The sequence below is a fragment of the Spiroplasma endosymbiont of Cantharis nigra genome (genome assembly GCF_964019925.1).
In the GTDB taxonomy this organism is placed as follows: Bacteria; Bacillota_I; Bacilli_A; order Mycoplasmatales; family Mycoplasmataceae; genus Spiroplasma_A.
The window spans coordinates 525,968-548,838 of record NZ_OZ026470.1 but is presented as its reverse complement, the minus strand read 5'-3'; the positions used below and the strand labels follow the sequence as shown (position 1 = coordinate 548,838).

Below are 22,871 nucleotides of genomic sequence, written 5' to 3'. Positions count from 1 at the left end.
AAGGAAATATTAAATAATTAAATGATCTTTTTACCCAAAGTTACTAAATAAAATTATTTACTACTATTTGTTTTTTTGATTAACTGTATTATTAGTGCTATTGTATTGATCATTATTTTTGTCTTTTATACGAGGTAAGTTCTTATGATATTTACTCCTAAAGAGTGGAAAACAAGTTGTAATTGTGTATTTAAAACACTATCATCAAAATGGTCGCACTTATTTTTAATAGTAAAAACATTATGATTATCACTAAAATTTAATTTTGGTAAACCTTAATGTTTAAGGATTTTTTTATAGATATTATAATAGCTTTCAGTAGTTTCATGTTTACTAAATAACCTGCCAAAATCCTTTTACTAGTTTTATCAATTGCAACATACAGATTGCTTGTTTTGTTATTAATTCACCTTTGATTTGAGATCTCAGTTTCATATACTTCTCCATATTTTACAATTTATTTTGTGTAGGAGGGTTTTTTTGTTAAAATTAATTCTCAAAGATACTTGTCTGTTGAATTCTCTTGGTTTTCAAATATTCTAATACCAAAATAGAAGTTATATAGCAAATGATTGTGAAAATTTTGATGCATTGCAAGGAGAATGATTTTTATTTAATAAACAAGATTCTCGATTTTTAATTTTACTTGAAAAAAGAATTAAATAAAATAGAAATAAGGTATATATGAAAAAACTGAAATTTATAAATAAAAAAAATCAAGTTGAACATTCTATAGATATTAGTAAAAAAAATACATATATATATGGTGGAAATGGTGTTGGAAAAACTACACTTTCAAGAGTGGCTAAAACAGAATTGAAGGAATCATTCGTATTTAATGTTGATTTTATAAATAAAAATTTATTTATTGTAGATAAAGATGGCATTAAAGATGACTCAAGTACAAAAGATGGTTTAACAAGAATACTTATTGATGAAAAAGAAATTGAATTAAAAAAGAAATTGATAAAATTGGAAGAAAACTTAAAAGAAAATAAAGAAAAAATGGGCCAAGTAAAAAATAAATTAACTCAAGTTTTTAATGAGAATAATTGCTTACAAAATTCAGATTTATTATATTTGGATATTAGTAGTAATTATAATTTCAATTATAACTATGAAAAAAAATATGACGATAATATGTTAGGTTTAGAAATTACTCAGTATTTAAAAACTGATATAAAGAATGATGAACAATTAAAAGCTGCTATTATTAGTATTAATGAAAAAGAAAATATACAAAAAACTCTTATTTTTATTAAAGAAAATGAAATTTTGAATGATATTGTAAATGTTGATATTTCAATTAATAAAATAATTGAAGAAAAAACTAGTTTATATTTAGAAAATTTAAATAGAATGAGAGATGCTGAAAATTGTTTCTCTAAAAGTGAATATATTGAAGAATATAAAAAATGAATTTCTGATGGTTTAAATTTGCATGAAAATATTGATGATTGTCTTTTTTGTGAAAATGAAAATATTAGCAAGAAAAAGGAAATATGAAAAGAAAATTTAAGTTCAGATATACTTGAAGTTAAAAAATATTTAATTGTAATATCAAAAGAAATAATTAGCAACTGTAATGAGTTTATAAAGTCAGAAATTTATACTCAGTATTTACCATTAATTAAAGAAAGTTTGGAAAAAATTAGGAATTATTTTTTAGATTTCAAAAATAAAATTTTAAAAAATGAAATAGTTCAATATTCATATATGGAAATAAAAAAAGATTCCTTTTTAGAGTCTGATCAAAGTCAACTTAATGAGGTTAAGAATTATATTCTAAATAAGAATTTAAAGGAATATTATGGTCCAATTATAATTCAGGAAAAATTGGATTCACTTAAAAAAAATTGAGAAAGGGAGTTAGATCAAGAATATGAAATATATAACGAAGACTTACAAACTAAATTAAACTCAATCTTAATTACTTTTGGTTATGATAGGGAAATGCAAATAGTAACAGATAAAAAATCATCTCAAAGGAAGATAAGTTTAAAAATATCTGATAGTAGCAAACTAAATACATTAAGCGAGGGGCAAAAACATAAGCTAGCCTTAGCAATATTTTTTCTAAAAGTTACTGAATTTTATTCTCTACAAAACCAATTGAAATACTTAATTTTAGATGATCCAGTTTCAACTTTAGATATTAGTACACAGCATTCAATCAGAGATTTTCTATTTAATAAATTAGGAGATTACTATGAAAATATAATAATTTTAACACATAATTTTAATTATCTTATGCTAATGATATCTAATCTTCATGAAAATAAAGATGAAAGAGACCAAACAACATTATTATATTTACATCCAAATGAATGTATTAAACTTAATCTAAATAATATATCACATGATGATTTATTATTGTTTATAAAGTCATTTAAAGAAATAAAAGATTTAAATGATTTATCAATATGAAGATGAATTATATTAAAAATTTATAGAACATTATTAAATATAAAAACATCTTTAATTGCCTTAAACAGTCATAAAGATCCTAATTGTGATATACAAATTATTTTTTCAGAAGATGAAATAAATAAAAATAGAGCTCTTGAAATAAACTCATCAATAAATAATTGAAGTTATAAAAAAGTCGTAAAAGTAGAAATAGTCAAGAAAAACTTAGAAGAATTGATTGAATTCTCAAATTTATTGAATCTACCTATAAAATTAAGTGAAGATGAAATAGAAAAAGTATTCTCAGAATTTAATATGAAAGACAATACTCTAACTTTTGAAAAAATGATACCAAAGGATTTTGACTTTACTATTTTATATGAGGGTTATAAAATTATATTTGAAGCTAAAAAGACTAATAAAATCCAATTGAAAAATTATATTTTGCATCCAAAAAACCAAATCACGTCATCATTAACTTCACTTTATACTCAAAGAGATTATTAAAAAAGCTATTTTATCTATATTTAATACATTAAATGAAATTAAAATTTGTAGATAATAAGTGATTATGTCTGAAAATACAAGATTTATCTAATAAATAGAGATTGTATCTTTTCTTTTATATTAAAAAAATATTAGTTATTTGTTTTCATATTTAATCAATTTTCGGTATTTTAATAAATTAAAATTATTACTCGGTTAATGTTTATAATTATAGTTCATATTATAATTATAATATTATTAATTGATTTAAAGATTTAAAAAAAGATACAAAATTTAGTTAGAGAAGCTAAAGAAAAAAAGTCTTGGTAAAGTATGATATATTTTTTATTTAGATCCATTTAGGCTAATTAAATATAAAAAAATTTATCTTAACAACTTTTTAAAACCTATTCATAAAATATTTTATATATTAAAATAGAGTATATTATAGTTATAATAAAAATATAATATAAGGGAGCTTATTAAAATGGACTTAGACATGATTAAAATAAATAAATATAAATCAATTTTTAATCAAAACTTTTTGATTAAAAAGAATAAGTTAATTCCTATAGTAGGAGAAAATAATGCTGGTAAAACAAATTTATTAGAGTGCATAAATTTATTGAATAAGGTAATGAATAGTAGAGACTTTCAATATATAAATGAAAGAAATGAAGATCAAATTGAACACCTTATTAAAAATAAAAGTTTTTATTTTAATGAAAATATTTTAGATTTAGATTATGATGTGGATTTTTATTTTAAAATAAAAAAACCTAATATAGAAGTTCATACAGTAATTATAAAAGTTAAGAATAGTAAAGTTTATTTATTAAATTTATATGAAAGCTTAAAATTTATTTTAAAATTTTCAAAAAAAATGGATAATAAAATTAATCATATATTTAATAAAATAGATTTATATGGAAAATCTAATTTATATGTTTCTTTAAAACAAATAATAAGTGCAATTAATTTAAAAAATAGTTCAGAAAAAAATTCTTTAGAATATAAAACTCTAATTGAACAAAAAAATCTAGTTAATTCACTTAAAACTGCTGTATATAAAGTTAAAGAAAATATATCAAACTATGTTTTTTTAGATAAAGATAATTTAATAACTTTTGAAGAAAGTTTTACTGAGTTTACTGAGTTAATAGAGAATTTTTTTTTAGAGTACAAAAAAATACTGAATTTTCCAAAATTCTATTACATATCAAGTTTATTTGATAATCAAAAAGTATCTAATTTGGTAGCTAAAATAAATGAAAATAGGGAAATTGAAAAGGGAGCAAATTTTGATTTAATTAATGAAATAGCATATTCCAATAATATTGAAAAAGTTATTCAGGAAATAAATTTTAATGAAAGTCTAGAGAATATAAATAGATTTTTATCTGAACAAATTAAATTAAATACAGAAGATATCGATAATAATTATTGATGTTTATATTTATCAAAAAATGAAAATAAGTATGATTTAAAAGTTGGTATAATTGTTGCAAAGAATAATATGAATATGCTTTCTTATCAAAGTTTAGGAACATTAAAAAATTTTTTTTATAGGTTATTATTAAATAAAGTTGAAAATATATCAGATAAGCAAAATTGCTATATAATTCTTGATGAACCCGATTCTTTTCTACATATTGATAGACAAAAAAAACTATTGGATGAATTTTTTAAGTTAACTTTAAAAAGGAATAACATAACTATAATTTATTCTACTCATAGTGTTTTTATGCTTGATTTTAAATGTTTATTCTCAATCAATATAATAAAAAAAGATAAAGAAGGTAGTAAAATTGAGTTATCAAATTCGGTAAAAGATACTAATTCAAAATTAGAGTCTACAATTCCAGCAATTATTAAAGGTATGGGAGCTTGCATATCTACATATAACTTTAAGAAAAATATATTAATAGTTGAGGGTCAAAGTGATTTTTTATACCTTCATTATTTTTCTGAGATTCTAAACATTAATTTAGAATTTGATATTATTTATTCTGCGGGTGCTTCTAAAGTTCCATATTTTAATGATATTATTAAAATAATTAATAAAAATGTAATTTGTCTTTTGGACAATGATGATGCAGGCGATATTGTATTTAAAAAAAACTATAAAAGGATGAATTTATTAAATTTTTATAAGCAAAATAATAAAAAAGAAATTGAGGATCTTTTCTTTGAAAATAAAATGAAAAAGGAGCAGCTGCTTAAGTTCATTAACAAAGATTTTAATTTAAAAGAATACCCATGAAATATTAAAACAAAAAAAAATTTTACAAAAATATTGGAGTATATTAATGAAGAATTCAATAGATATTAAATATTTTAATTATTCTAATGAGAATATTAATAGTTATTTAAAAAAAATAAATAATGCTTTTAAGGAAATTAATTTAATAAAGAATATTAAAAATATTTATTTTAAAGGATTTTCTGATTTTAAATATAGGAAATTACAAAAAAATGTTAAACAATTCGATGTTATTAAATACTTTCAAAATTACAATAAAAATTCAAGATATATATTAGACTTAATTTGTATTTTTTTTGAAAGTTATCAAAATCTTAATTTATTGAAATCAGGTATAATACAGATTTTTTATGATACTTTTAGTCAAAGTGTGCAATCAATCTATGAAGATTTAAAATTAGTTTTTAATAACCTAAAACTATTTCAAAATATGCTTGAAAGTTATTTTTCTAAAATCCTCAATTTTCTTTTATGTTTAAAATTAAAAATTGAGAATTCCATATTTGAAATTAATAGATTATCAGGTTCATTTTCTTTAAAAAATAAATATTCTAAAAATAAAGAAAACTTTTTACTTTTTAGTATTTTTGTAAATATAATTAGAGATAAAAAAATATTTAAATTTAATTTAAATAATGAAATAAGGAATTATTATCCAGCATATTTCAATCAAATAAGGAAAAAGATTGATAGTTATGATGAATGAATAGATGAACTATTTTTAATTGATAATAACTTTCTATTATTTAAAATAAAAATAAAAATAGATAATAATAGTAATATTTATTGTGTAGATAATTTATATGATATTTTTGAATATCTGGAAGATTTTTTACCTGAATCGAAAATAATACTATTCTAATCTAATTTAAAATATGTAAGTAAAAATTCAATTAAAGAAATAAAATTAAATAAGTTTTATATAATCCTCTATGCATAATTTATAACAAATAATTTTTAATGTAATCTATATATAGAAAATTAAATCCAAATAGCAGCTATAATTAATTCTCTAATTATAAAAATATAGGTGTTCGAAAAAAAGAACAGTACAGCTCTAAAACTTTATATATTCCTTATTAATAACCCCTTTAAAAACCTATTAAAATTTGATATAATAGAAGAAACTAACTTAATGGGAGAAAGAAACATGAAATTACAAAAAATTATAGCTAAGAATTTTATTCAGCCAGGAAAACAAACTTTTACATTAAGTGAAGATCATATTTTAAAACAAGGTATATATAGTGATGCAAACGATATCTTAGAGCTAAACAAGATATTTAATGGTTCTTGATTAGAATCAAATATGAGTTTTGAAAAGTATTATCCAAAATTTGCAAAAAAGTTAGCAAATAAAGAAATGAATCTCCAAATTGATGCCTTATTTTTTATTGAAGAAGAGGAATTAGTACAATTAAATAAAATTTTAAAATCTCTTGGAGTTATCAAAGCATGAAAATCTAGAATATTTTATTATTCAATTAAGTGTATTTATCCTTATATTTTCCCAATTGTAAGTTTAGTGCCAGCAGAGTTCAAAACAGATAAAGTAATTGGTATTGGAAGTCACTATGAAAAGTTTTTTAAAGCTAACTTAAGTAAAAGAGATATTTTAACTACTATGGGAATTAATGCTGTGGCTCAGTTAAGAGAAAAGTATTTTGAATATAAAGATGTCAAAATTAAAGAAGAAGAAAAAGAAGAGTATAAAAGATATCTAGAAGTTTTAAAAACAACTTTTAGATATGATGAAGAGTTTATTAAAAAATTGGGTCAAGCAATTTATAGCATTGATGATGGTGATATTATCAATTATGCTGATGAAATTGAATTTTTCTTAAGAAATAATCACTTTGACAATTTTTTAAATACAATTCCATTATTAAGAGAAAATAAAAAATATCGTGAGGATTTTGCTAATTTATTATTTGATGTTTATTTAGTAGATTTAAAGTGAATTTATTCTGTAAAAACAGCAAATGATATTGTTGAAATAAGAAAAATTGCCTATGAAAATCATTGTGAAAATGCAGTTTATTCAAGAGACTTAATAGAATTTTTTAATACAAAATTGGTTTTAAATAAGAAGAACTTTAATTATTATTCAGGAGTTAGCAAATTTAATGCTAAAGCTGATCCAACTTTGGTTTTTACAAATGAGCTTAAATATAATAAAATCTTTGAAAAGGATGCTGTAGAACCAAAATATGTGGAACCAAAGTTTGCATGAAATAAAAAAAGAAAATAGAATTAATGAAATGTATAAAGTTAATGTAAAAAACTATTTTTATTGGAGGGTTTACTATGGGTGAAAAAATACTACAAAATGAATTATTAAAAAATCTTGTTAGTAAACAAGATTTATATAAGGCAGCTAAAAATATAAAGTTATCAAATGAGGACACACGAAGATTTATTGAATCAATTTTTAGTAATTATTTTCTAGATAATGACAATATTAATTTTTTAGTTAAAAATGGCTATAATTTTTTTACTTTTAAGGACCAAGAACTATGTTTTTGCCTTAGTGGAGAGCAATTTTTAGCATGTTGCAAAAAACACTTAATAGAAACAAAAAATTCAAGTTATACGCCCTTTATTAAGGCAATTATTGCCAATGATAAGTATGAAGATTACTTAAAATTTTCTTCGCAATTATTTGAAAATAAATACAAAAAAATGAGTGAGACTGAAAATTGTAATTTTGTTAATTGTGAACAAAAAGCTGTTGAAAATAGTTTGTATGATTTTAAGGAATTAGATCATATAAACTATTTAACATCAAATAAAAGAAATGTGTTTGATAATAACTATAAAATGGGTGAATCTTTTTTCAAGGAAGTTGAGCCAAATCAATTTAAGTATTTTGGTTTTTGTCAAGATCATATGAATCAAATTGCAGACATTAAAATTAATAAAAATAGTAGTGATGAAGAAATCCTATTATTTAACTTTCCAGCAATTGTAAATAAATTATTCATCTCTAGAGTTCAACTTGAAGCTTTAAAAGAGGAATTTAGAAACTACTTTAATTCAATTGAAGAAGATGGTGTTAAAACTATGTTTATTTATAATTTAAAGAAAGTTTCAAATCATGTAAGTTCTTTACTAGATACTTATAGTTTCTTTGTAAAAACTTTAAAAGGGCAATACAAGAACTTTGGGATTGTGAAATTTAGTTTACCCAAAACAAATAATTTTACAATTAAAGATGTCTTTCAACCACAGATAACACCAGATGATTTTAAAGTTGTAAACTCAATTAATAACTTTTTTATCTCTGAAAATTTTGCAACGATTGTCATGTTTTCAGATAAAGCAAATTCTTTTGTGACAATGGTTTATGACAAAAGCAAAGAAAATTTAAATACTTTCTTTGAACAGTATTTAAAAATTATTCATTTAAAATCAAAAAATGAAGCGGCTTTTATTTCAAATTGTTCGCTGATATTGGCAGATAATATTTTATTTCAAAAACAATGATTTGATAAATTAGATGAACAAGAAAAATTATTGTATTCCGCTTTAAATAAATTTAGATTCCAACATCCAAATATGGGTCAAGAATATTTAAAAATGAAATTCTTTGCGGGGTTTAATAAAGGCAATAATTTCTTTTAAGAAGTTTAAATTTTAAATTAATTATAAAAAAATACTAACCAAGTTAGTATTTTTTTATTATGAAGAATGTTCTCAATCAATATTATTTTCTTCAGCTTTATTTTTTTTATAACATTCATCACAAACATAAATTGCAGTTTCATCTTCTAAATTTTCATCATATTGATAAATTCTCTTTTTATCCATAAAGTTTAGATCCTGATTACAATTTACAATTTGACATTTTTCTTTCATTTAAATCACTCCTTAAGTTAATTTTACTAGATATTTATAAAATAGAAAGTCAATTGAATATTTTTATAATTTAAAAACCTAATATCTTATAAAAGAGTGAGTAGGGGAGTTGAAATTAGCCGATAGGGGAGTTTGAAATGTAATAAAAGTCAATAAAAATGCACTGTTTAGTGCATTTATTTGAAATATTCAAATTAGAAGTTACTTGTTTTCAAAATTACATAATCTACTTTTTTAATATCATTAAGCTTAGTTCCCCCAGAATATGATATTGATGATTGCAGATCTTCTTGCATTTCTTTGTAAGTTTCCATTAATTTTCCTCTTACTTTAATTAATTCTTTTTTTCCTTCAACATATCTTTTTTCACCCTTATTATATTCACTGGCACTACCATAATATTCTTTAAATAATTCACCTTCAACAGTAACATTAGCTCCAGGTGATTCTTCATGAGCTGCAAATAAACTTCCAATCATACACATTGTAGCTCCAAAACGAATTGATTTAGCAATATCACCATTGACACGCAAACCACCATCAGCAATAATTGGTTTGTGAGCAGCTTTGCTACATCACTTAATAGCACCCAACTGTCATCCACCAGTTCCAAATCCTGTTTTTAATTTAGTAATACAAACTTTTCCAGGACCAACTCCAACTTTAGTTGCATCAGCTCCTCAAAATTCTAAATCTCTAACAGCATAGGGTGTTCCAACATTTCCAGCAATAATGAAAGTTGATTTTTTCATATGTTTTCTGATATGTTCAATCATATTTTTAACACTAATTGAATGGCCGTGAGCAATATCAATTGTAATATAATCAGGGATAATATTGTCTTTAGCAAGTTTTTCAATTAAGTCATAATCTTCTTGTTTAACTCCCACACTAATTGATGCAATTAAATTAGCTTTAAGCATTTTTTTAACAAAAGCATATGAGTCAACATTGAAACGATGCATAACATAAAAGTAACCATTTTTGGCTAACATCTCACATAATTGTTCATTAATTACTGATGCCATATTTGCAGGCATCACAGGCATTTTAAAAGTATGTTTGCCAAGTTTAACTTCAGTATTACATTCATTTCTTGATTTAACAACACACATACTTGGTATTAGTTGAATATCTTCATAGTCAAAAGCGTACATCTACATTTCTCCTTATTCCTTTGAAATTATAGCAATAAAAGCTTAAAAAAGAAAATTAGTTAAAACAAAAAAATAACCTTTAAGGTTATTTTAAAACTTTTTAGCAGCTTCAATAATTTTATCAGCAATTGCATTCATTGCATCATTTGGATTTGTTGTTGAAACAGGTGCTATTTTAGTTCCTGCAAACAGAATTGGTTGATTAACTTTTGCACCAACAAACTCTCAAGTTCCTTTTAAAAATTCAGTGTGATTTCCTCATGGATATCATCCAAATGGTGCACCTTGAGTTGTTAAAATTTGTACTGTTAAATGTTCTAATAGACCTTTAGCATCTCCTTGTTTAACATATTTATATGAAAATGTTTGATCTGCTAATAATATGTGATCTAAGTAATTTTTAATTAAAGCTGAAACATTAAAGTTATTCATTGGACTTGAAATAACAACTTTATCAACTTCTTTTAACTGATTAATATATTTTAAAGCATCTTGCTCATTAAAATATGTACCAAAGTTTTCTCTTGAAAGAGTCTTATGAGCCATTTGCTCATTGTTTAAATCTAAATGAATAATTTCATCTTGCGGGTTTAATGTTTGATATTCTTTAACAAAACGATTTGTTAAAGCTAATGAAAATGATTTTTCAACAGGACTAACTGTACCTGTGATTACTAAAATTTTTTTTGCCATAATTTTCTCCTTTATCAAGTTAATTTTATAGTTAAATTTGTCAAAAATACTTCATTTTTTTAATAATTAAATATAAAATATTAAATGGTTATATAGAGGTACATATGAAAAAAGTCACAATAATTATTGTAGCAGGGGGTAGTGCTAGTGGAAAAACTACTGTAGCACAAACTATTGCCAATGAAATCTTTATGAACAAGCCTGTAACGCATTTAACAATGGACAGTTACTATAAAGATTTTAGTGATTTAACCTTTGAAGAAAAGCAATTAGTAAATTTTGATCATCCAAGTTCATTAGACATCGACTTGCTTTGTAAACATTTAGATGATTTAAAACAGTTTAAAGCAATTGAAACACCAGTTTATGATTTTAAAACTCACTCACAAAGTGGTGAGTTTATTAAAGTAAAACCTTCAAATGTAGTTATTTTAGATGGTATATTAGCATTACATATTGAAGAAATTCGCAAAAGAGGTGATATCAAAATTTTTATTAGAACAGATGATGATATTCGCTTTATTAGAAGACTTATGCGAGATGTCAATGAACGTGGAAGAAAACTAGATGACATTACAAATCAATATTTAAATACTGTAAGACCTATGTATAAATTTTTTGTAGAGCCTTCAATTGAACATGCTGATTTAATAATTCCTTATTATGAGGGTAATAATATTGCAATTGATTTAGTAGCTGCAAAAATTAGCAGTTTATTGAAAAAGTAAAATCATTGATAATTGAATGAAAGGAGTTACAAAACTCTTTTTTTTATTAAAACTTTTCTCACATTAAGTGTTTTTTATCGTAAAAACTAACTATTTCGAAGACAAGTGCCTATTTTAAAGGGTTTTTGATTAAATTGACATTTTTTAATGAAATGTGATATATTAATTCTATTATGAAACAATGAGGTAAAATATGGCTGAAAACAATAATAATTTATCGTATACAGAAGATAGTATTCAAATATTAGAAGGTTTAGAAGCAGTTAGAAAAAGACCTGGTATGTATATTGGTTCAACTGATTCAAGGGGTTTACATCATTTAGTTTGGGAAATAGTTGATAACTCAATTGATGAGGCTCTTGCTGGAGTGTGTAGTGAAATTAACGTTTCAATTGAAAAAGACGGTTCAGTGACAGTAAAAGATAATGGTAGAGGGGTTCCAATAGGAAGTTATAAAGGAACAAGTCAATCAACACCAGAAATTATTTTCTCAGTATTACATGCTGGGGGAAAATTTGGTGGTGATGGTTATAAAACTTCTGGAGGATTGCACGGAGTTGGTTCATCAGTTGTTAATGCACTATCATCTAAATTTAAAGTAATTATTCACAGAGATGGACTTATATCACAAATTAAGTTTGCTCATGGGGGAAAATTAGTTGATCAGTTAAAACAAACTGGAACTTCAAAACAAACTGGAACAATTGTTAACTTTTTACCAGATGAAACAATGTTTTCAACAACAAAGTTTTCATTTTCAACAATTAGTGAAAGATTAAAAGAATCAGCGCTTTTAAATTCTGGACTTAAATTAACTTTAAAAGATAATAGAAGTGATAAGTATGTTGAATATCTATATGAAAATGGATTAACAGAATTTGTTAATGAACTAAGAGGTGATCAAAAAGCTTTATGCTCACCAATTATGTTAAAAGGTAGTGAACAAAATATTGATGTAGAAATTGCTTTAACTTATACAACTGATTTTTCAGAAACAGTATTAGGATTTGCCAACAATGTTAAAACAAGTGATGGAGGAACTCATTTAACTGGTTTTAGAACAGGAATGGTTAAAGCCTTAAATGAATATGGTAAAACTCAAAGTATTTTGAAAGAAAAAGATAAAAAATTAGATTCATCAGATATTAAAGAAGGTTTAATAGCAATTGTAACTGTAAAAATTCCAGAAAGTTTAATTCAATATGAAGGTCAAACAAAGGGAAAATTAGGAACAAGTGAAGCTAAGTATGCTTGTGAAAAAGTAACTGAAGAGCACTTTAGTTTTTGATTGCAAGAGAATAAAACAATTGCTATTTCAATTATTGAAAAAGCATTATTGGCTCGAAGAGCAAAAGAAGAAGCAAGAAAAGCAAGACAAGCAGTTAGAGATCAGAAATCAAAATCAAAATCAAGAACAATGCTTGGGAAATTAACTCCAGCACAAGGAAAAAATAAACAAGAAAATGAATTATATTTAGTTGAAGGGGATTCAGCTGGAGGAAGTGCAAAATCTGGAAGAGATAGAAAATTTCAAGCTATCTTACCATTAAGAGGTAAGGTCATAAATGCTGAAAAAACAAAATTAATTGATTTGCTTAAAAATGAAGAAATAACAACAATAATTAATGCAATTGGTGCTGGTATTGGAAGTGATTTTGATATTAGTGATATCAATTATGGAAAAATAATTTTAATGACAGATGCTGACACCGATGGTGCTCATATTCAAACTTTATTGCTAACTTTCTTTTATCGCTATATGAAAGAATTGATTATCAATAAAAACATTTACATCGCAATGCCTCCATTGTTTAAGGTCACAACAGGTTCAAATAAAAAGGACTTTATGTATCTATGAACAGAAGAAGAATTAGCAAGTCATATGAAAAAAACTAAAGCTAAAATTGAGATTCAAAGGTACAAAGGGTTAGGAGAAATGAATGCTGATCAACTTTGAGAAACAACAATGGATCCAGAACATAGAAAATTAATACAAGTAACAATTAATGATGCACTAGCTGCTGAAAATTCTTTTAGAACTCTAATGGGTGATAATTCTGAAAAAAGAAAAGAATGAATTGAAGAAAATGTTAAATTTACACTTGAAGAAAATACGGAATTTATTTAGTTAAACAGTTGCTAGGATGGATGTGGTAAATGTGGAAAATAAACTTTCTTTTGCACAAAAGGCAAAGATTATTATTCAAAAAATTGAAGAATATAATAAAATAAATAAGGAAATTAAAAGATATGGAGATATTTTTAATACATTTTCTTTTTATTATGAATTGAAAGAACCTATCCTTTTTTTTGAATTAAAAAGTACAGACTATGCTGAAAATGATTTTTCAGCCACATCTTTAGCAACTGAACAATGAATTGAAATAAATGTAGAAAAAGACAAAGAAGTAAACTGATTAATAAAAACAATAAACAAATTTCTTGAAAAATCTAAAAGTGTTATGCAAAAAGCCAGAGAAATATCTAAGCCACATGTGGGTATTCTTGTCTATGATGAATTCACTGATTCATATTATTTAAATCCAACAACAGGACCAATTCTTTTAAAATCAAAAGAAGTTTTAAAAGAGATAAGTTCCACGAGAATAGACATTTTCAATATCTTTATTAACTTGCGTTCAGTTGCAGTTGAAGAGGATCGAGCAGTTGAGATTTTTGGACTCAATCTTGAAGAAGTAATTGTAAAAATTGATGATTCTTTAAAATCAATTAATATGCTTGCAAAAAAAATTATGAAAATAGAAGGTATTCCAAGATATATTTCATCAATTGAAGTAGATGATAAAATAATGTATTATAATGGCTATGCCACAATAGATTTTGGTTTAGCAGCTGAAGATAAAAATAAAGTTAATGAAGTTAGTTTAGAAGCTAATATTAATGAAATTGAAGAATTAGAAAAAATATATATTCAAATTAGAAAAGATGAAGAAGTAAGTAAAATAATGGCAAATCTTGGAAGAAGTTTAGTATCAAAAAATAATCCAAAATTGTATGTTCAAAATTCTATCACAGGACTTTGAGAATTATCATATGAGGGTAGAAAAACAATTAAAAATTTAAATATTATCGACTTCATTAACACTGATATTAGTGAGATGGACTTTGATATAAACTAGGAGGATATAAAAATGTCAAATAATAAAGAAGAAAAAGGAATAATTAATTTCGCGCTTGAAGACTTAATGGGCGATCGATTTGGAAGATATGCTAAGTATATTATTCAAGAAAGAGCCTTACCTGATGTAAGAGATGGTTTAAAGCCAGTACAAAGACGTATTTTATTTACAATGAACGAAATAAATTTAACTCATGACAGAGCTTATAAAAAATCTGCTCGTGTGGTTGGAGATGTTATTGGTAAATATCACCCTCATGGAGATACATCTGTTTATGATGCTTTAGTTCGTATGAGTCAACCATGAAAATTAAATATTCCTTTAGTTGATATGCACGGTAATAATGGTTCTATCGATGGAGATAGTGCTGCTGCTATGCGTTATACTGAAACAAGACTTGCTAAAATATCAAGTATTATTTTAGCTGATTTGCAAAAAAATACAGTTCTTTTTGCACCAAACTATGATGATTCTGAAAGAGAACCAACAGTTTTGCCAGGATATTTTCCAAATGTCTTGGTAAATGGTGCTACAGGAATTGCTGCTGGTTATGCAACAAATATGCCTCCTCATAATAGTATTGAAATAATAGATGCAGTTATTGCAACTATTAAAAACCCCAAAATAAAATTAAGTGATATTTCAAAAATTGTTAAAGGACCAGACTTTCCAACAGGGGGAATTGTTATGGGTCAAGAAGGAATTGACTCTGCATTTGCAACTGGTAAAGGAAGAGTAATTGTTCAATCAAAAATTCATAGAGAAGGTGACAATCTTATTATTGATGAAATTCCTTATGAAATTATTAAACAAGATCTTGTTAAAAAAATGGGAGATGTTGTTGATGCAAATCCTCATTTAGAAGTAAAAGAAGTTCGTGATGAAACTGATAGAACTGGTTTAAGAATTGTAATTGAACTTTCTCCTAAAGCTGATTATGAAATTACAAGAAAATTTTTATTAAAAAATACTCCTTTACAAATTTCATATAACTATAATAATGTTGTTATTGTTGAAAAACAACCAAAACAGTTAGGAATAATTGATATTATTACTGCTTATATCAAGCATTACAAAGAAATTTTTTCAAGAAAAACTAAATTTGATTTAGAAAAAGCACAAAAAAGATTAGAAATTATTGAAGGTTTAATTAAAGCAATTTCAATTCTTGATGAAGTTATTAAGATAATCAGACATTCATCAAATAGAAGTGATGCGATTTTAAACTTAATTGAAAAATATCAATTTAGTGAGACTCAAGCAATAGCAATTGTTGATTTAAGACTATATAGATTAACTTCAACTGATATTGTTAAATTGGAAGAAGAGAAAAAAGAATTATCATCTTTAATTGATGGTTATAAAGCAATTTTAGGTGATGCTAAAGTTCTTGATCAAAAAGTAATCGAACAGTTGACAGCAACTAAAAAAGAATTTGGTGTTCCAAGAAGAAGTCAAGTTGTTAGTGAAATTGAAAATATTGAAGTTGAAATTAAAAAAACAATTGTTCAAAAGGACTACACAATTTGAATTTCACAAGACGGTTATTTAAAAGCAATTGAAGATTCTCAATTGGGAAAAAACTCAATGGAAGATTTCAAACGTAAACCAAATGATATTTGAATTTCACAAGTTCCAGCATCAAGTTTAGATTTTATTTTACTTGTATCAAGTGCAGGAACATATTATTCAATTCCTGTTTATAAAATTATTCCAAGTAAATGAAAAGAAATTGGAATGCATATAAATAAAGTTGCAACAATTTCTGGAAATGAAAGAATTCTTGCTGCATTTGTTATTAAACAATTTAAAAATGCAAAACAAGAAATACTTTTAGCAACTAAAAAGGGAATGATAAAACGTACACCAGTTGAAGATTTAGAAACTAAAATGTTTTCAAAACCTTTTAGAATTATTAAATTACAAAATGGAGATGAACTTGTATCAGCTTCACTTGTAACTTCAAAAACAAAATCTGCAACAATGTTAACAAGAACTGGTTTTGCTGTTAGATATGATATCGCTGAGATACCTTCAGCAGGTCCTAATGCAAAAGGAGTTAAGTCAACTGTAGTAAAAGATGAAGATATTGTTGCTGGTAAAGCATTTGGTAATGGTGATGTTTTAATCATTACAAATAAAGGAAATGTTAAAAAAATTAAGCAAGATCATGTTCCAATTATGGCGAGACCAAAAAGAGGAGTTAGATTATATCCTTGAAATAAAAAACGTGATGAATTTGCGACATTCTTATATAACATTCAAACAAATGATATTTTAAATATTTTAGATGAAGAAGATAATTTAATACAATTAAATGTTAAAAACTTTAAATTTGCTGACTTAGAAGATGTACCAGAAGATTTAGATATGGCTGAAATAATTACAACAACTTTAGAAAAATCATTCATTATTAATAATAATGATGTACCACCAACTCCAAAAGGTGGAGATGATGAAGAACCAAAGAAAGTTGTGAATGTAAAAAAGCAGTTAGCCGCTAAAAAAACAGCGGTTAATAAAATTGAAAAATCAAAAAATCTAAATAGTGAAGTTGAAGATGAAGTAATTTTTGATAAAGTTGAAGATGAAGTAATCCTTAATGAACTTAAAAATGAAATAGTTCTTGATGAAGTTGAAGATGAAATAATTCTTGATGAAGTTGAAGATGAAATAATTCTTGATGAAGTTGAAAATGAAATAGTTCTTGATGAAGTTGAAAATGAAATAGTTCTTGATGAAGTTGAAGATGCAGTAATTTTTGATGAAGTTGAAGAAGAAATAATTCTTGATGAAGTTGAAGATGAAATAATTCTTGATGAAGTTGAAGATGAAATAATTCTTGATGAAGTTGAAGATGAAATAATTCTTGATGAAGTTGAAGATGAAATAATTCTTGATGAAGTTGAAGATGAAATAATTCTTGATGAAGTTGAAGATGAAATAATTCTTGATGAAGTTGAAGAAGAAATAATATCTGAAGAGTTTCAAGAAGAAATGATCAAGGAATCAAGAGAATCTAATGAAAGTAAAAAAGTAAGTATTAGTGATGAAGAAACTAGTGAACTTAAATTAGATTTAGAAGACTTAATTTAGAAACACTTTATGTGTTTTTTTATTTTAATTATGATTAAATTAATATAATTTTTATTTTAGAAAGTAAGAAACATGAAACAATACAAAGGTAAAGTGTCAAAATTTATTTTTAAATCAGATAATGGCTATGCGATAGCAATTTTTGTTTTGTTTAGCGATGAAAAAAAATCAATTGTAATAACAGGACCAATTGGCATGATGAAAATTGGTATTATTTATGAAGTTAGTGGAGAAGAAGTTGATGATACAAAAAGAAATCAAAAAAGTTTATCAATAAAAAGTTTTAGTCAAGTCAAAACTTTTGATCAAGATGGTTTAATTAAGTATCTAAGTTCACCAATTTTTCCAACAGTTGGTAAAAATTTAGCAAAAAATATTGTTGAATATTTTAAAGATGATGTTTTTGCAAAAATAATGAATAATAAAGCTGAGTTATTTAATATAAAAGATATGACACAAGCAAAAGCAGAAATAATTTATGATGTAGTCATTTCAAAATTTGGTGATACAAAAATTTTGGATATATTTGTGGAAAATAATTTAAAAATAGAATTTTTAAATTTATTGCAAAAGGAAGAAGAAGATATTAATTTTATTGAACAAATTTTAAGAGAAGATTTTTATAGTTATGCAAATGAAAAAGGAATGCAACCATTTTATGAAGTTGACAGAGTCTGTACAACTTTTGGTATGGAAGAAAATGATGAAAAAAGAGTTTCTTGATTTGCAAATGAGTTTGTAAAAGAAATTCTTTTTAAAGAGGGTAATACTTTTACTGATATAAATCAGCTGTTTAAAAAAATGAAAACACATTTTAATTTAAGTGATGAAGAAATTAAAAACAAACTTCTTTATGCAAAAAATCAAAAAATTATTTATTTTAAAAATCAAAAAATATATACTAAAGAGAGTTATGAAGATGAACAATTTATTGCAAAAGAATTATTTGACTTGTTAAATAGAACTAACTATTTAAAAAAAGAATTTAACTTTGAAGAAAAATTAGAGGAAGTTGAAAATTTTATTTCTACTAGAAGTGGAATTAAAAATTTTAAATATAATAACGAACAAGTAGAAGCAATTAAAAATTTTATGGAAAATGATATTTCAATAATAACAGGAGGACCTGGGACTGGTAAGACAACAGTTATTACTGGAATTGTAAAAATGTATGAACTAGTCTATAACGATAATAATTTTGCGCTAACTGCGCCAACTGGTAGAGCAGCTGGAAAAATAAAAGATGACTCAGGATACAAAACTTCAACAATTCATAGATTATTGCAATATTCTGGTAATGATATTTTTGAAGCAAATGAATCTAAACCAATATTTAAAAACTTAGTTGTTATTGATGAATGTTCAATGATAGATAATCATTTATTTGCTTCGCTTTTAAGAGGAGTAAAGGGTATTAAAAAAATGCTATTAGTAGGAGATGTTGAACAACTACCAAGTGTTAGTTATGGTAATCTTTATGAAGATTTAATTGTTAGCAATTATTTTAAAACAACAAGACTTATTAAAAATAATCGACAATTAAATAGTGAAGGAGAGATTAATTCTATTATTGAACTTTCAGATGCAATTAAAAATGAAACTATTAATAATTTTAATTTTGAAAATACTTCAAATGTTAAGTTCACTTTTTCAAAGGACTATGATCATGTTGTCAATATTTTAAAAGAGACCTATAGTAATTTAAATCCAACAAATATTGAAGATCAATTAAATGATTTACAAATTATTGCTCCAATGTATAAAGAAAATTTAGGTATTGATAATTTAAATAGCATTATTCAAAGTTTAGTTAATCCTTCAAAATCAAAAGCTTATAAAAGATATGATTTAGAGTTTAGAGTAAATGATAAAGTTATGTATATTGAAAATGACCCAATCTATGAACTTTCAAATGGAGATGTAGGTTATATTAAAGAATTAAATTTCATTGGTGATAAATTAAAAACTGCAAAGATAGTTTTTAACGAAAGAGAAATAGAAATGGGATTAAGTTCATTTCAAAAAGTTAAATTGAGTTATGCTTGTTCAATTCATAAAACTCAAGGAAGCGAATATAAAAATACAATTATTATTTTAGATGGAAATAATAGAAACTCTAATTTTATACTTAATAAGAAAATGTTGTATACTGCTATTACCAGAGCAAAACAAAATTTGTTTATAATTTCAGATCAGTTACTCTTTATAAAAGCTTGTAATAGGAACCCAAAACCAAGATTAACTACTTTAAAAGAAGCAATTATGTTATTAAAAGAGCAATAAAATCTTGAATTATTTAATTTCTTTAATAAAGTTTTCACTTTTTGACTTAAAATATAGTTGTTAGGAGCTGAAATATGATTATAAAGAATGCTAAAATTGTAATTGAAAATGAAGTAATTGAAAATGGTTGATTAGAAATAGAAAATAAAATTATTAAATCGATTAATAAGGGTAAAACTAATTTGGAAGGTATTGATATTGAAGGTAATTGACTCTTACCTGGATTTATTGACTGTCATGTTCATGGTGGTTATGGTTACGACTTTGAGAACGGTACGATAAGCGCTTTTGAAAATTTCTCAAAAAATGTATCAAAAGAGGGTATTACAAGTTATGTTCAAGCAAGTGTTACCAATTCTAAGGAAAATAATATTAAGTATTTAAAAGAATTTAGTAAATTCATGGAAAATCAAAAGTTAGGGTCAAAATGTTTGGGTTTGCATATGGAAGGTCCTTTCATATCAAAAGAAAAAAAGGGAGCGCATGAAGTTTCTTTATTAACAAATCCAAATATTGACTATTTAAAAGAGTTAGTTAAAGCATCAAATGATAGTATAAGAATTATGACTTATGCAGCTGACTTACAAGATGGTAGTTTTACCAAGTATTTATTAGAAAATAATATTTTACCAAGTGTTGGTCATACAAACATGAGTTTTTCTCAATGTGAAAAAGATTATGAAATTGGTTTTAGACATGTAACTCATTTATTTAATGGAATGAGTGGAGTTAGTCAATATGAACCAGGGCTTGCAACTTTTAGTTTATATAAAGATGATATTTTATGTGAAGTAATTACCGATGGAATTCATATTGAAAAAGATACTTTAAAATTAATTTATAAGATTAAAGGAGCAGAAAATATTTGCATTATAACAGATGCTATGAATGCTAAAGGATTAGATGACGGTGAATATAAATTAGGAAATTTAGAAGTAATTAAAAAGGGAATGAGAGTTTCATTAAAAGATACTGGTGTTTTAGCAGGAGCAGGAGCGACTTATGATTTTAATATTAGAGTAATGCTTGAAGCTAATCCCGAAATTAAAATGACAGAATTAATTAAAATGACTTCAATCAATATTGCAAAGCAATTAAAAATTTTTAATGAGCGAGGAAGTATTGAAAAAAATAAATTTGCTGATTTAGTTGTTCTAAATAAAAATTTAGAAGTTTTAAAAACATTTGTAGAAGGTGAAAAGGTTTATGAAAAATAAAGTTAATCCAAGAAGTTTTACTATGATAAAATTCTTATTAACTTTAGGATTAATTTTTAATTATTCAATTTCATTAATATCATTTATTAATGTTTTTAAAAGTGATGGACAAAATTTATTAATAGATAACAAAACCTATATTGCAGTTCAGATTTTATTATTATTATCAGCTATTGCAAGTTTATTAATTTTCTTTTTTGTTAGAAGAAATGTTAACAAAAAATTAAACTATAATTATATTAGAAGAGAAAAAATTCAAATACTTTTATGTTCAATATTTATTTTAACTATTTTTATTCTTTCAATTATTGATATTCTAACTATATTCTTTGTTTCAAAAAATATTTATGTAATGGTTATAATATTTATTATAGTTCAATTAATTTTAGGAGTAGTTATTTCAATACTAGAAAGCTTTTCAAGGTTATCAGAACAAGTAATTGCAAATAAATTATGGTTTGAACAAGAGGATAAAATTAAACTCAAAGTTAGTAAAGAAAAATCAAAAGTAATAGAAAAAGAAGATGAGGATTTTAATCCATTTATGCAGGAGGAAGAACATGATTAAGTTTGGAACAATTGGTACTTCAAAAATTACACAACAGTTTATAAGTGCTGCTGTAAAAAATCCAAATTGTAAAGTTGTATGTTGTTATTCAAGAGACAAGACTAGAGCAAAAGATTTTATTCGTGATCATAAGCTATATGCTAGAGCTGTTGATAATTTTGATCAAATGTTAGATGAAGTTGATGCAGTTTATATTGCCTCACCAAATGGCTTGCATTATGAGCAAGCTAAATATTTTTTAACACAACAAAAACATGTTTTACTTGAAAAACCATTGACACTATCTTTTGAACAAGCACTTGAGATAGCAGAGATTGCAAAAAGAAATAATGTTTTTTTAATGGAAGCTTATAAAACATTTCACTGTCCGCAAATTTCTCATTTATTTAAGTTTGTTAAAAGCTATCAACCATTTATTGCTAATTTAAATTTAAATCGCTATTCTTCAAGAATGGCTCAAGTTAAAATGGGGCAATATGATTCAGTTTTTGATTCAAAACTTGGAAAGGGTTCAACTTATGATATGTTAATTTATCCAGTTGAATTAAGCATTGCTCTTTTTGGACCAGTTATTGAAGTTAAATCAATGGGTCAGAGACTTGGTAACGGAAGTGGGATGAATGATTGTGTTATTTTAAAACATGATAGTGATGTTTTAACAAATATAGTTTGTAGTAAAGCAAGTAGGGGAATAATTGAAAATGAGTTACTATCAGATATTGCAACTATGACGTTTAAAAATGTTATAGAATTAGAAGAAATCAATGTTTATAAAACAAATTCAAATGAAGCCGAAGTAATTCATAAGACAGAAAATGATAAAGATTTATTTGAATATGAAATATCAGTTTTCTTAAAAATGATAGCTGAAAATGATTTTAATTTAAGAGATTATTTATTAGATATTAGTTGTGAAACAATAAGAGTTTTAAATCTTGTTGAAAAAAATCAAGAAAAACCAGGAGAAATTTAA

General features: G+C 24.5%; 16 protein-coding genes. 13 read left to right on the top strand and 3 right to left on the bottom strand.

Translation table 4 applies throughout. The features are described from left to right. Positions 1-684 precede the first annotated feature (684 nt). The 5 genes from AACL04_RS02350 to AACL04_RS02330 all read left to right on the top strand — a co-directional run bounded on the left by AACL04_RS02350 (position 685) and on the right by AACL04_RS02330 (position 8,782). Positions 685-2,916: a hypothetical protein gene (locus AACL04_RS02350; RefSeq protein ID WP_339031070.1), complete on the top strand. Its 2,232-nt coding sequence runs from the start codon at positions 685-687 to the stop codon at positions 2,914-2,916. Positions 2,917-3,382: 466 nt separating this feature from the next. Next, on the top strand, positions 3,383-5,227 hold the full coding sequence (locus tag AACL04_RS02345; RefSeq protein ID WP_339031068.1) for an AAA family ATPase: 1,845 nt from the start codon (positions 3,383-3,385) through the stop codon (positions 5,225-5,227). After that, positions 5,205-6,020: a hypothetical protein gene (locus AACL04_RS02340; protein ID WP_339031066.1), complete on the top strand. Its 816-nt coding sequence runs from the start codon at positions 5,205-5,207 to the stop codon at positions 6,018-6,020. Before AACL04_RS02345 ends, AACL04_RS02340 begins: the two co-directional genes overlap by 23 nt. A 288-nt stretch (positions 6,021-6,308) precedes the next feature. Then, complete coding sequence (locus AACL04_RS02335; RefSeq protein WP_339031064.1) at positions 6,309-7,409, top strand: hypothetical protein; 1,101 nt, start codon at positions 6,309-6,311, stop codon at positions 7,407-7,409. Positions 7,410-7,465: 56 nt separating this feature from the next. Then, positions 7,466-8,782 carry a hypothetical protein gene (locus AACL04_RS02330; protein ID WP_339031062.1) on the top strand — a complete coding sequence of 439 codons (1,317 nt, stop codon included), beginning with the start codon at positions 7,466-7,468 and terminating at the stop codon, positions 8,780-8,782. Between the two features lie 57 nt (positions 8,783-8,839). Here AACL04_RS02330 and AACL04_RS02325 read toward each other — a convergent pair whose 3' ends face one another. The 3 genes from AACL04_RS02325 to AACL04_RS02315 all read right to left on the bottom strand — a co-directional run bounded on the left by AACL04_RS02325 (position 8,840) and on the right by AACL04_RS02315 (position 10,866). Further along, positions 8,840-9,016 carry a hypothetical protein gene (locus AACL04_RS02325; RefSeq protein WP_339031060.1) on the bottom strand — a complete coding sequence of 59 codons (177 nt, stop codon included), beginning with the start codon at positions 9,014-9,016 and terminating at the stop codon, positions 8,840-8,842. A 194-nt stretch (positions 9,017-9,210) separates the two neighbouring features. Then, positions 9,211-10,173, bottom strand: a complete 963-nt coding sequence (locus AACL04_RS02320) for a GMP reductase (RefSeq protein ID WP_339031058.1) — start codon at positions 10,171-10,173, stop codon at positions 9,211-9,213. A 90-nt stretch (positions 10,174-10,263) separates the two neighbouring features. Continuing rightward, entirely contained in the window at positions 10,264-10,866 is a 603-nt protein-coding gene (locus AACL04_RS02315) for an FMN-dependent NADH-azoreductase (protein WP_339031056.1), read from the bottom strand. Between the two features lie 104 nt (positions 10,867-10,970). On the opposite strand from AACL04_RS02315, the gene udk reads away from it, so the two are divergent. The 8 genes from udk to AACL04_RS02275 all read left to right on the top strand — a co-directional run bounded on the left by udk (position 10,971) and on the right by AACL04_RS02275 (position 22,871). Beyond that, complete coding sequence (gene udk, locus AACL04_RS02310; RefSeq protein WP_339031054.1) at positions 10,971-11,594, top strand: uridine kinase; 624 nt, start codon at positions 10,971-10,973, stop codon at positions 11,592-11,594. Between the two features lie 193 nt (positions 11,595-11,787). After that, entirely contained in the window at positions 11,788-13,722 is a 1,935-nt protein-coding gene (parE, locus tag AACL04_RS02305; RefSeq protein ID WP_339031052.1) for a DNA topoisomerase IV subunit B, read from the top strand. Between the two features lie 31 nt (positions 13,723-13,753). Further along, the gene (locus AACL04_RS02300) at positions 13,754-14,734 is read left to right on the top strand and encodes a hypothetical protein (protein ID WP_339031051.1); all 981 of its coding nucleotides are present in this window, start codon (positions 13,754-13,756) and stop codon (positions 14,732-14,734) included. A 12-nt stretch (positions 14,735-14,746) separates the two neighbouring features. After that, entirely contained in the window at positions 14,747-17,830 is a 3,084-nt protein-coding gene (gene parC / locus AACL04_RS02295) for a DNA topoisomerase IV subunit A (protein WP_339031050.1), read from the top strand. A 72-nt stretch (positions 17,831-17,902) separates the two neighbouring features. Further along, complete coding sequence (locus AACL04_RS02290; RefSeq protein WP_339031048.1) at positions 17,903-20,113, top strand: AAA family ATPase; 2,211 nt, start codon at positions 17,903-17,905, stop codon at positions 20,111-20,113. Positions 20,114-20,187: 74 nt separating this feature from the next. Continuing rightward, positions 20,188-21,330, top strand: a complete 1,143-nt coding sequence (nagA, locus tag AACL04_RS02285) for an N-acetylglucosamine-6-phosphate deacetylase (protein WP_339031046.1) — start codon at positions 20,188-20,190, stop codon at positions 21,328-21,330. Continuing rightward, entirely contained in the window at positions 21,320-21,898 is a 579-nt protein-coding gene (locus AACL04_RS02280; protein WP_339031044.1) for a hypothetical protein, read from the top strand. Before nagA ends, AACL04_RS02280 begins: the two co-directional genes overlap by 11 nt. After that, entirely contained in the window at positions 21,891-22,871 is a 981-nt protein-coding gene (locus AACL04_RS02275) for a Gfo/Idh/MocA family oxidoreductase (protein ID WP_339031042.1), read from the top strand. Before AACL04_RS02280 ends, AACL04_RS02275 begins: the two co-directional genes overlap by 8 nt.